Annotated in this window: 8 protein-coding genes and 1 pseudogene; 7 read left to right on the top strand and 2 right to left on the bottom strand. The window is 60.3% G+C overall.

Going from position 1 to position 11,547, the window contains the following annotated elements:
* Positions 1-353 precede the first annotated feature (353 nt).
* The gene (locus tag BLV09_RS35515) at positions 354-2,570 is read left to right on the top strand and encodes a lytic transglycosylase domain-containing protein (protein WP_146690731.1); all 2,217 of its coding nucleotides are present in this window, start codon (positions 354-356) and stop codon (positions 2,568-2,570) included.
* A gap of 42 nt (positions 2,571-2,612) precedes the next feature.
* On the opposite strand, the gene BLV09_RS35520 is transcribed toward BLV09_RS35515, so the two are convergent.
* Positions 2,613-3,677: an SDR family oxidoreductase gene (locus tag BLV09_RS35520; protein ID WP_146690732.1), complete on the bottom strand. Its 1,065-nt coding sequence runs from the start codon at positions 3,675-3,677 to the stop codon at positions 2,613-2,615.
* Positions 3,678-3,924: 247 nt separating this feature from the next.
* Between BLV09_RS35520 and BLV09_RS35525 the strand changes: the two are divergent.
* A pseudogene (locus tag BLV09_RS35525) lies at positions 3,925-4,455 on the top strand (N-acetyltransferase family protein); the annotation flags it as partial.
* 153 nt (positions 4,456-4,608) lie between these two features.
* On the opposite strand, the gene BLV09_RS35530 reads toward BLV09_RS35525, so the two are convergent.
* Complete coding sequence (locus tag BLV09_RS35530) at positions 4,609-4,839, bottom strand: hypothetical protein (protein WP_146690734.1); 231 nt, start codon at positions 4,837-4,839, stop codon at positions 4,609-4,611.
* A 159-nt stretch (positions 4,840-4,998) separates the two neighbouring features.
* Here BLV09_RS35530 and BLV09_RS35535 point away from each other — a divergent pair, with 159 nt between their 5' ends.
* The 5 genes from BLV09_RS35535 (at position 4,999) to BLV09_RS35555 (ending at position 11,528) form a co-directional block, all read left to right on the top strand.
* On the top strand, positions 4,999-5,292 hold the full coding sequence (locus tag BLV09_RS35535) for a hypothetical protein (protein WP_146690735.1): 294 nt from the start codon (positions 4,999-5,001) through the stop codon (positions 5,290-5,292).
* A 244-nt stretch (positions 5,293-5,536) separates the two neighbouring features.
* Positions 5,537-6,058 (top strand): DUF305 domain-containing protein, encoded by a 522-nt coding sequence (locus tag BLV09_RS35540; protein WP_197685012.1) that lies wholly within the window; start codon positions 5,537-5,539, stop codon positions 6,056-6,058.
* A gap of 9 nt (positions 6,059-6,067) precedes the next feature.
* On the top strand, positions 6,068-9,259 hold the full coding sequence (locus BLV09_RS35545; protein WP_146690736.1) for an efflux RND transporter permease subunit: 3,192 nt from the start codon (positions 6,068-6,070) through the stop codon (positions 9,257-9,259).
* On the top strand, positions 9,256-10,524 hold the full coding sequence (locus BLV09_RS35550) for an efflux RND transporter periplasmic adaptor subunit (protein ID WP_146690737.1): 1,269 nt from the start codon (positions 9,256-9,258) through the stop codon (positions 10,522-10,524). Before BLV09_RS35545 ends, BLV09_RS35550 begins: the two co-directional genes overlap by 4 nt.
* Positions 10,525-10,850: 326 nt before the next feature.
* A complete protein-coding gene (locus BLV09_RS35555) occupies positions 10,851-11,528 on the top strand; it encodes a response regulator transcription factor (protein ID WP_146690738.1) in 678 nt (225 codons plus the stop codon).
* Positions 11,529-11,547: the final 19 nt, after the last annotated feature.

An 11,547-nucleotide genomic window follows, 5' to 3' on the forward strand; every position in this document is an offset into this window, starting at 1 on the left:
TATGGAAGTTGACTCTGTGCAGGTCAATACGCGACGCGTGCCGCGAGCGTGAAAAGCCAAGTTCGAGGCCAGGGATTTCATCCTTTTCGTAATTTCGCGGTCTTCTTACTTGTTACTTGGCGTGAGCGCAAAGCCGCTTGCGTCGGCCTTGCCCGGTTGCGGAGATGACGGCGACCGTTCGGACGGGGCCTACCAGCAACGTTTTTGTTCCCGCCGTGCCCTGCGTTTTCCCTTGCGCTGTTGCTGAAACGTGACAGTTGGGAGTCGGCGGTGTGATACCCTCCGTACAGCTCTAACCGGACGGATCATGCGATCTCATGGTTCGTGCCGGCGGGTTCGCGGGGGATCTCGGAATGAACCAGCCCTTCCGGCCGCTAGCTTATATTTTTACCCTGGCCATGCTCGCCGGGTTTTCGAATGACGCGAGCGCGTTGACGCGCCATAAACAAATGCAACATGCGAAGAAGGCGGATGCGGCGACGGGGTCGCGGCATCAGCGCAAAACCGCGCTTAAAAAAGACAAGCATGAGAAAGACAAGCATGCGGCGCATGTCGCGGCAGCCCATGAGGCGTCGCCTGCCAATGTGCCCGCTCAGGGGACGGCAACCGTTCCGCTTTCGGGCGACCTTGCGATCGTAAAGAATGCGATCGATCTGGTGCGCCAGGGTAAAATCGGCGAAGCGACCGCTGCAGAAAAGACTATCGGCGATCCGGCGGCTCAGAAACTGGTCGAGTGGTTCATCCTGCGGCACCCGGACGCGGACGCGAATTTTGGCCGATATGCGGCATTCCTCGCCGATAACCCGGGCTGGCCGAGCAGGGGCCTGATGCGCCGGCGGGCGGAAGCATTATTGTGGCAAGAGCGGATCGACGCGAGCGCGGTTCACGGTTTTACAGATGATCAGCCGGCGAGCGCCAAGGGCCGCTTCGCGCTCGCGCGGGCCCTTCTCGCCGAAGGCGACCGTGACGGCGCCGGACGTCAGGTTCGCGAGGCCTGGCGGTCGGCAGAATTGTCGGAACGCGTTGAAGCCGACGCGTTCGAGATGTTCCGCGATCTTCTGACGCGCGAAGATCATCGGGTGCGCATGGACAGGCGCATCGGCGTCAAGGATTTTTCAGGCGCGATGCGCGCAGCGCATCACCTTGGCAGCGATGATCTTTCGATCGTGAAGGCCTGTGCCGCGGTCACCGCGAATGAAACCAAGGCACTCGATCTGCTTGACGCTGTTTCGATCGACGCCCGTCAGGACCTGGGTTATACCCTATGCCGCATCGACTGGATGCAGCGTCACGATCGAGTAGCTGACGCAACCCGCCTGATGCTGGCCGCGCCGCGCGAGACGATGGCGCTTCAGGACACCGACGAGTGGTGGCGGGTCCGGCGCGTTCTCGCCCGCAAGCTGCTCGATCTCCGTAATTTCCAGACCGCCTATCAAGTCGCGCGCGACGCCGCGCCGCCGGCCAATGAAAATTACCGGGCTGAGTTCTATTTCCTGCCGGGCTGGATTGCGTTGCGTTATCTCAATGATCCCACAACAGCACGTGCGCTTTTCGCCCATATTGACGATGGATCTGTCAATCCGATCGTGCTCGCGCGGGCGAATTATTGGCGAGGCCGCGCCGCCGAGGCCATCGGCGACAACGATGGCATGCGCGCTGGTTATGAAGCCGCCGCTCGATATCCCACCGCTTATTACGGGCAGCTTGCTCGGGCCAAGCTCGGCCTTGACAGAATTGAGCTGCGAGCCCCGCAGCAAGCCGATCCGGAGGGGGGGCCTGCGCTTCCGGATGAGCTCGTGCACGCTGCCGATATGCTCTACTCGCTGGGCGAGCGTGACGTCGTCCTGAATTTTGTGACGGATCTCGCGGAACAGAGTGTCGACGCCACGGCGTTGGCCGCGCTTGGCGAGTTGACCGGTCGCCGCAACGATGCACGCGCGATGCTGCAGATCGGGAAGACGGCGCTTGGCCGTGGGTTGGCGCTGGATCTTTACGCCTTCCCGACGATCGGGATACCGGAGCACAGGCCGATCGGTCCTGAAATCGACCGCAGCGTTATCTATTCGGTGGCACGCACGGAAAGCGCGTTCGATCAGCACGACAAGTCGCCGGCCAACGCGGTTGGCTTGATGCAGGTTACCCCGGAAGCCGGGCGCGACACTGCAAAGAGATTTGGCGTCACCTATGATTGGGATCGGATGGTTTCTGATCCGGTATACAACGCCCAAATGGGCGCGGCCGAACTCAGCGCGCTGTTACGGGAATACAATGGCTGTCACATCATGACCTTCGCCGGCTACAATGCCGGCCGCGGCCGCGTTCAGCAATGGGTGAAGCAGTACGGCGATCCGCGCGATCCCAACGTCGATGCGATCGATTGGGTGGAGCGCATTCCGTTTGCCGAAACGCGCAACTATGTCCAGCGCGTCATGGAGAATTTGCAAGTTTATCGTGTCCGTTTCGATACTGGTGCGCCATTGATATCCGAGCTCTATCGGCGTCACGGACCGACGCAGGAGGCTGATTCGGCGGTCCTTTCCTCGGCGCAAACGTCGAAATCAGAGTGGTGAATTGACTAGCGCGCCCGTCGCCGCGACATCTGACCGCAAGATTCAAGGAATAATGCGCGCATCACGCAGCTGGGCAAACAGCTCGAAAAAGCTGTCATCGGTTGCCTGATAGTCGAGAAAGCCGAGCTTGCGGCTCTTGCTCATGTCGGTGACCACTTCGATCGGCCTGCCGAGATCCGCATCCGTGTGCCACGCCGACGTCACCACCGAAAGATCAGGCTCCGCCAGACGGTGCTCGCGCGCGATTTCCGCCCAGATCGGGCCTGCGTCGGCCAATTGACGCTCCAGCGGAATGCCTTCGCCAGGATATGGCGCGGGTTGCAAGCCGAACCAATTGGCGAGCTGCGTCCACATCCAGCTCCAGCGAAACACATCGCCATTGACGATGTTGAAAGCCTGATTGCGCGCCGCCTCGGTGGTGGCGGCCCATTCCAGATGGCGCGCCAGCAGCCTCGCGTCGGTCATGTCGGTAAGGCCGTTCCATTGCACCGCAGAGCCGGGGAACAGGAAAGGCCGTCCGGTCTTCCTGCAAATCGTCGCATAAACCGCCAGTGTCACCCCCATATTCATGGCATTGCCGACGGCGTAGCCGATGATCGTGTGCGGACGGTGTACACTCCAGCCGAAACCGTCGCGTTCAGCCGCGGAAAATACCTCGTCCTCCTGTGCATAGTAGAAATTGTCGATATCGAGTCGCGGCTGTTCTTCACGAAACGGCGTCGCCGGCAGCGCACCCTTGCCGTAAGCCTCGAACGGACCGAGGTAATGTTTCAGCCCGGTCACAAGCGCGACATGCCGAACCGAGCCCGAAGGCGACAGGACCTCGAGCACATTGCGCACCATCGCGCGATTGATCCTGATGTTTTCCGCTTCGGTGTTCTGTCGCAGCCATGAGCTGATGAAAACATGTGTCGGACGCACGCCTTGCAGGGCGGTGCGAAGCGACGCCGCATCCAGCAGGTCTGCCGCCACAGGCAGCACGCCAGCAAAGTCGGAAGACGGCCGCCGCGCCAGTCCGTATACCTGCCAGCCCCGTTTGCGTAGATGCCGCGCGAGGTTGTTGCCGACGATCCCGGTGGCCCCGACGACCAGCGCTGACTGTGTCATGGCTCATCTCCAATATCGAGGAGGGGAAATAGGAAATGATTTCCGGGTTGACCAGAGGCACCGTTGAATCGGGATTCCGATCATGTTCCACTCAAACCTGGCCGGCCAGCGACGTGTTTTCCATCACGCAAGCTCCCTTGAAGATCAGATATCGATAGCCGTTCCAACGATCTCGCTGGTAACATGCGTGTGGTCGCAGCCGGCTCAAGAGTCGCCCGCTGATCACCTGAAAGTGGTGGTTCCGTTGGCGGTCCGTTCATATCCATCGAATTGGCAACGGGTGCTGATCCTCAAGGACGGTTCGCGGGTCTTTGCCCGTCCTATCCGTCCAGACGACGCGCCGAAGATCTTGTCGCTGCTGCGGAGTGTCAGCCGGGAGGACCTGCGGCTTCGATTTTTCGACTCGATCAAGGAGTTCTCACACGAATTCATCGTGAAGCTGACGCAGCTCGACTACTCCCGCGCGATGGCCTTTGTCGCCTCCGACGAAGCTGAAGGCGATATTGTCGGCGTGGTTCGCCTTCATTCCGATTCGACTCGTGAAACCGGCGAGTTTGCGATTCTACTCAAATCGGATCGAAAGGGCAGGGGATTGGGATGGGCGTTGATGCAATTGATCATCGAGTACGCCAGGTCCGAAGGCCTAAAATCCATCTCCGGTCAAATCCTGCATGAGAATTCGGTCATGCTAAACATGTGTCGCGAGCTTGGGTTTGAGGTCAAGGTCGACCCGATGGAGCTGGACATTTACGATGTGAGTCTTGCGCTCACCGGCTAGCCGGCACCGAGCAAGATCAAGGTCGATCATTGTTTTTCGCAGCGGGTCATCTCCGCGACCGCCGCCGGATAGAAGCGATGAACGCTTCTGGCCATTGCCGGGGTTAAATCCGGCAACGGCCAGTATGTTGGCGCATGTTCAAGATGCTCAGGCTCAATCGTTGTACTTCGGTCCACCCCAATAGCGGTGCGTGTTGATCGGGGTTTCCGACGCCGGCATCATCGGACTGAAACCATCACGGTATTGGGCCATGCTCTGGCTCGAAAGACCAGCCTCCCTGGACCAGTGCTTGTGGCCTGTATGTGTCGTATGGGCATAGGCCTGTCCCGAGATCGCGGCGAACAGTACCATCGAGGTAATTAAAGCGAGACGTTTCGTATTCATGACTAGCTCCATTGTTGTGCCACCCCCCCCGTTGGTCAGCAGTTGCGTTCAGGAGCATAGGAAATCGAGGTTGATCGAGACGACCCCGTATAGCCGCGACATAAAAGTTCGACTGGAGCTATTTTTTGTTAATGTGATTGAAGGTCGGATGGGGCTGCCATGTTGTTGACAGGCCTGAGAAGTTTGACGTCGCTTGGAATCACATTTTCCGCGAGCCTGATTTTTCATCATCATTATAAATCGTTATTTAGTTTTGGACGTGTTGTTCGCCGTGCGATGGGCAATATCAGCGATGTGAAGCGACATGTTGGGGGCCACGGGCTGCTCTGTTGCAACGGCTCCGCTGTCCACGCCGTTGCCGATCTCGGGTTTCCAATATCGCTATCGGGCCTGCGGAGTCGCCATCCTCACTTGCGCTTGAACCGCGCCGAGGAAAAAATCACCGATCGTTGATCGCGCGAGAATATGAGTTGATCCAATGGCGGTGGCGCTTGCCGTTTAAAAAACGGCTTTGGGACTATAAATTCGTTTTTAATTGAGAACCGCGTATTCGCTCCCCATGTCTGATGGGCCCCGACGTTGACTGTCTTGTCGGGAGCTCCTTTTGGCAAGCCTTCCAAAAAGAGATCGGGAAACGCCCAAGCTGGTCCGTGGAAAAAGCCCGGCCACGCTACGGGCGGTTGTGTCTGGAGTTAATATGGTTTTGTTTTCGCGGTCGTTCATTCGCAAACGTGTGATCTCGTTTGCGACCACGACGTCGGTCGCCGCGACGTCGCTCGCCCTGGCCCATGGGCCAATGAGGATGCGTCACAACCACGAAACGGTGCCGGTCCACTATGTCGCGGATCGGATGGACGCTCCCGATAAGTCGTCGCTCCCGTCGGACGACGGCGTCGCCATCAGCCAGATCATGGCGGACGCGACCGACAAGCCGGCCGGCGATGTCGACCGCGATTTGGTGGCGATGATGGTGTCCCATCATCAAGGCGCGATCGACCTGGCGCAAGCCGTGTTGCGATACGGTCATAACGAGCAGCTTCGTCGTCTGGCGCAGGAAATCGTCGTGACCCGGCAGCAGGAGATCACCGCGATGCGTTTCGCGGTCGGCGAGGAATTTCCGCCGTCGGCGACGCCGCCGACACAGCGAGGTGCCGGCTCCCTGGCGCCGGTTTCGAACAACATCCGCGCCGCTCCCCTGGTGCAGGCGGGCGCGCATTAAGGATATGTCATGGGCATTGTTCGTTTCGCCCTCCGATTTCCGCATACGTTTTACGTCGTCGCGGCCCTGATCCTGTTTTTGGGTATCGTCGCCTGCCGTGAAATGCGGACGGACGTTTTTCCGCAAATCGATATCCCCGTCGTGACCGTGATCTGGAGCTACACCGGCCTCAGCACGCCGGAGATGGAGCAGCGCGTCACCACCTACAGCCAGTATGCGATCAGTTCGAACGTCAACGGCATCAAGGACATCGAGGCGCAGACGCTGGCCGGCCTGTCGGTCCAGAAGATTTATTTCCAGCCCGACGTCAATCTTGACCTTGCGATCGCCCAAATCGTTTCGGCAACCAACGCGATCCGGGCATTATTGCCACCGGGAATCCAGGCGCCGCTGGTGGTGCAGTTCAACGCTTCCAGCGTGCCCGTTTTGCAAATCAGCCTGAGCTCGGACACGCTTAACGAGCAGCAGCTCTATGACTACGGCATCTATCGGATTCGCCAACAACTGGCCCCGATTCCCGGCATTACGCTGCCGACTCCCACGGGAGGGAAGTATCGCCAGATCATGGTGGATCTCGATCCATCGAAGCTGCTCGCCAAGGGGCTGACGCCACTTGACGTGGTGAACGCGGTCAACGCGCAGAATCTGACGCTTCCTGCGGGCACTGCCAAAATCGGCAGCAAGCAATACGTCGTTCGCACCAATGCGACGCCGGCAAGCATCGACGATCTCAACGACATTCCGGTCAAGGTCGTGAACGGCGCAACCGTGTTCGTGAAGGATGTCGGCCATGTTCACGACGGCTGGCTGGTGCAGCAGAACATCGTGCGGGAGAACGGCCGCCACTCGGTTCTGCTCAGCATCATCAAGAACGGCAATGCGTCGACCTTGAGCGTCGTCAATGCGGTGCACAGCGCCTTGCAGACGGCGCGCGCCGCGGCGCCTCCCGGCATGGAAATCAGGGAATTGTTCGACCAGTCGGTGTTCGTCAAACAGTCGGTTGCCGGGGTGCTTCGCGAGGGTGCGATTGCGGCCGGGCTCACCGCGCTGATGATCCTGCTGTTCCTGGGATCGTGGCGATCGACCGTGGTGGTGATGATATCGATCCCGCTGTCGATCCTGGCATCGCTGACCGTATTGTACTTCCTCGGCGAGACCCTCAATACCATGACGCTCGGCGGCCTCGCGCTCGCGGTCGGTATTCTGGTCGACGATTCCACGGTCACGATCGAGAATACGCACCGGCTGCTCACAGAAGAAGGCCAGCCGTTGCCGAAAGCGACGCTGCATGGCGCCGCCGGCATCGCCATTCCGACGCTGGTTTCGACGCTCGCGATCAGTTGCGTCTTCACCTCGGTGATTTTCCTCGACGGGCCGGCGAAGTATTTGTTCACGCCGCTTGGGCTCGCGGTGGTGTTCGCCATGCTGGCTTCCTACGGCCTGTCGCGGACGCTGACGCCGATCATCATCGGGCTGCTGCTCAAGGGCGAGCATCATGGCCCGATCGATGTTGCCTCGGCGGGCTGGTTCGCGCGCTTTCATGCCGCCTTCGAACGCCATTTCGAAACCATGCGTCACAGCTATTCGCGCATGCTCGCGGAGCTACTGAATCATCGCTTCATCATTCCGGTCATCGTGATCATGGTGCTCGGGCTTGGGGCGGTCATGTTCCCGCTGGTCGGCCGCGACTTCTTTCCGGCCATCGATGGCGGACAGATTCAGCTCCACGTCCGGGCGCCTGCGGGAACCCGTATCGAGGCGACCGAGCGCATTTTCCAGGCCGTGGAAAACAAGATCCGCGAAATCATCCCCGCGAGCGACCGCGATCTGGTGGTCGACAATATCGGGCTGCCGGCGCGGGCCTATAATCTCGCGTTCACGGACGGCTCGACCATCGGCGTCAATGACGGCGTGATCCTCGTCTCGTTGAAGGAAGGCCACAAGCCGACCAGCGACTATGTGCGCAAGCTCCGCGCAGCGCTGCCCGAAGCATTCCCGGAGGACACGTTCTACTTCCAGGCGGCGGATATCGTCACCCAGATTCTCAACTTCGGTCTGCCGGCGCAAATCGACGTCCGCACCGTCGGCTACGACAAGGCCAACAATCTGCGTGTCGCGAACCTGCTGCGTCAGCGCATCGCGGCTATTCCGGGAATAGCGGATGCCCATCTTCAGCAGGAGGTCGATGCGCCGGAGTTTTACGCCGACATCGACCGCACCCGGGCCGCTCAACTCGGGCTCAATGCGGACACCATCGCCACCAACGTCAATGTCAGCCTGAGCTCGTCGGAGCAGGTCACGCCGAATTTCTGGACCGACCCCAAGTCGGGCATCCCCTATTATCTCGCGGTGCAGACACCGGAGAACCGGATCAGTTCGCTCAGCGATCTCAGCAATACGCCGGTTTCTTCCTCGATATCTTCAACCGTCACCGATGTTCCGGTGCCCGGTCTGCTCGGCAACGTGGCGACGTTCAGCCGCGGCAGCATTCCGACCAACAGCAATCAGGCCAACGTGCAGCCGGTCTATGAGGTGTATGCCAGCGTTCAGGACCGCGACCTCGGCAGCGTTTCCAGCCAGATCAGCAAGATCGTGACGGACATGCAGAAGCAGCTGAAGCCCGGAAATACCATCGAGGTGATCGGCCAGATCCAGAGCATGAACAATGCGTTTCTCGATCTCGGCATCGGCCTGCTGTTCGCTTCCGTATTCGTCTATTTGCTGATGGTCGTGAACTATCAGAATTTCGGCGATCCGTTCGTCGTCATCCTGGCTTTGCCGGCGACGTTGTGCGGCATCCTCACCATGCTGTTCATCACCGGCACCACGCTCAACGTGCCGTCCCTGATGGGCGCGATCATGGCGGTCGGCGTCGCTTCGGCGAATTCCATTCTGCTGGTGACGTTTGCCCGGGAGCAGCAGCTGGCGGGCAAGACAGCCTTCGAAGCCGCCATCGAGGCGGGGCACACGCGGATCCGGCCGGTGCTGATGACGGCCGCGGCGATGATCGTCGGCATGATCCCGATGGCGATTGGCGCGGCAGGCGAGGAACAGAACGCTGCACTGGCGCGCGCGGTGATCGGCGGCCTGTTGTTCGCAACGCCCACGACGCTGCTGGTGGTGCCGTATCTGTTCGCCATGCTGCGAAAAGGCAATGACGGCAAGACCCATCACGGCGTATTTGACGAGGTGCTCGAATGAACTTCCATGAACCCCTGAATCGAGAGGCGTCGGAAGTGACCGGCCGTGAACCTCAAAAGATGCCGGTCACGCGTGAGGTGAAGCGGCGATGGCGAGGTAGGCTATTGGCCATCGTTCCGGTGCTGGCACTCGCGGCAGCACTGGCTTCCGGCGCATGGAGGCATTATTCGCAGGATCGCGAAGTGGCGGCCACGGCGGAGCAAAGCCACGATTTCGTTCCCGACGTCCGCGTGACGACGGTGCAACCGAGCGACGGCGTCGAGGTCGTCAGTCTTCCCGCGACGACGTCGGCATTCTCGACGGCGAATATCTTCGCGCGTGCCAGCGGATATATTGCCAAGCGCGAGGTCGATATCGGCGACCGGGTCAAGGCCGGACAGTTGCTGGCGGAGATCGTGGCGCCCGAACTCGACCATCAGATCGCGCAGGCCGACGCCACGCTGGGTCAACTGCAGGCGGCGTTGCAGCAGGCACAGGCCAACAGCGAACTCGCAAAGGTGACCTGGGACCGCGATAGTCCTCTGGTCGGCAAGGGCTGGCTGACGGCGCAGCAGGGCACCATCGACGTTCAGACGTTGAAAGCGCAGCAAGCCGCGGTCTCCGTCGCGCAAGCCAACGTCGTCGCGGAAGAAGCCCAGGTTCAGGTGCTGCATCAGCAGAAGATCTATCAGCGCGTGATCGCCCCGTTCGACGGCGTCATTACCCAGCGCAATGTCGATATCGGCACCCTGGTGCAGGCCGACGCGACCAGCGGCACCTTCATGTTCACGATCATGCAAGGTAACGTCATCCGAACGCAGGTGTTCGTGCCGCAGGACGAGGCCTTCGGATTACAGCCGGGAATCGATGCCGTGGTCCACGTTCCGGAAATGCCGGATCGGAGTTTTCCGGGCAAGGTGACGCGGATTGCTGACGCCTTGCAGCCCGGCTCCCGAACCCTGCTGACCGAAATCGATATTCCAAATCCGGATGGCGTTCTGACGCCCGGGACCTACTGCACGATCGAGCTTCATATTCCGCGCAAGGTGCCGAGCTACAAGGTGTCGGCCGATGCGCTGATCTTCAATGCAGCCGGGTTACAGGTCGCCGCGGTCGAGAACGGCGTTGTGCACCTGCGCAAGGTCGCGGTGGTGCGCGACCTTGGGCAGGAGGTCGAGATCAACAGCGGCGTCAAGCGTGGCGACCAGTTGATCCTTAATCCGGCGGTCGACCTGGCTGATGGCAGCAAGGTGCGAACCCAGCCGCAGGCGGTACGGACGTCCTGACCTCGCTCGCCCCGGGGCGGAACGCCAATCATAAAACCCTATTTAATGGTGCGGCTGGGTGACCCTGCCTATGATTTCGGCGGGCGGTCTCACCGCGCTTGCCCCCCCCGGAGGCGGTGTCAATGGCTGCCGAGCGGACGGTGCGCGCCACGTCTTATGCCCCCCTCATAAAGCGGGCGCGCGCTGTCCGGCTCTTTACGAGCGAAGCCGTGACATATTAGCAGGTGGTTGACATGATGACATTGGTCTCGGGCAACAAGCCTCCGGCTCTGGGAATACCGGGCTTGAGTATTGCGAATGGTTTCGCGGCAGTCGGGAATCCGCTGATGACAAAAGTGCTTTTGATCGAGGATGACGCTGAAACGGCTGAGGAAATCACAGCCGAGTTGACCGATCGCGGCTTTGATGTCGAATGGTCGGCCAATGGAATTGAAGGTCTCGACAGAGCGCGCTCATCGCGGCCCGACGCCATGATCGTCGACCGGTTGCTGCCCGGAATGGACGGCCTCACCGTGATTGAGACTCTGCGAAAGGAACAGGTCCGTACCCCGGTGCTGGTGCTGAGCGCGCTCGGCGCCGTCAACGATCGCGTGCGCGGGTTGCGGATGGGCGGCGACGACTACCTCACCAAGCCGTTCGCGGTCGTGGAACTGGTCGCCAGAATCGAAGCGTTGCTGCGCCGGCCGGTGGAATCACGCGAGACCACGCTGCGGGTGGGGCCGCTGGAACTCGACCTGATCGAGCGTACCGCCAAGCGGGGCGATCGGGTGATCGATTTGCTGCCGCGCGAATTTCGCTTGTTGGAATATATGATGCAGCACAGCGACCAGTTGCTGACGCGGGCGATGCTGCTTGAAGAAGTATGGCATTACAAATTCGTTCCGACGACCAACCTTGTAGACGTGCACATGGGCCGTCTGCGTCATAAGGTGGACGGACCGGACGAAACTCCAATGATACAGAACGTCCGTGGCGCCGGTTTCATTCTTCGCGCGGCGGCATAGCTTTCAAGTGGCTGCGGCG

It is taken from the genome of Bradyrhizobium canariense, assembly GCF_900105125.1.
Classification (GTDB): domain Bacteria; phylum Pseudomonadota; class Alphaproteobacteria; order Rhizobiales; family Xanthobacteraceae; genus Bradyrhizobium; species Bradyrhizobium canariense_A.

Bases quoted from the DNA above. Each gene is read 5' to 3' on its own strand.
- BLV09_RS35515 (WP_146690731.1), top strand. From the start codon at position 354: ATGAACCAGCCCTTCCGGCCGCTAGCTTATATTTTTACCCTGGCCATG.
- BLV09_RS35520 (WP_146690732.1), bottom strand. From the start codon at position 3,677: ATGACACAGTCAGCGCTGGTCGTCGGGGCCACCGGGATCGTCGGCAAC.
- BLV09_RS35530 (WP_146690734.1), bottom strand. From the start codon at position 4,839: ATGAATACGAAACGTCTCGCTTTAATTACCTCGATGGTACTGTTCGCC.
- BLV09_RS35535 (WP_146690735.1), top strand. From the start codon at position 4,999: ATGTTGTTGACAGGCCTGAGAAGTTTGACGTCGCTTGGAATCACATTT.
- BLV09_RS35540 (WP_197685012.1), top strand. From the start codon at position 5,537: ATGGTTTTGTTTTCGCGGTCGTTCATTCGCAAACGTGTGATCTCGTTT.
- BLV09_RS35545 (WP_146690736.1), top strand. From the start codon at position 6,068: ATGGGCATTGTTCGTTTCGCCCTCCGATTTCCGCATACGTTTTACGTC.
- BLV09_RS35550 (WP_146690737.1), top strand. From the start codon at position 9,256: ATGAACTTCCATGAACCCCTGAATCGAGAGGCGTCGGAAGTGACCGGC.
- BLV09_RS35555 (WP_146690738.1), top strand. From the start codon at position 10,851: ATGACAAAAGTGCTTTTGATCGAGGATGACGCTGAAACGGCTGAGGAA.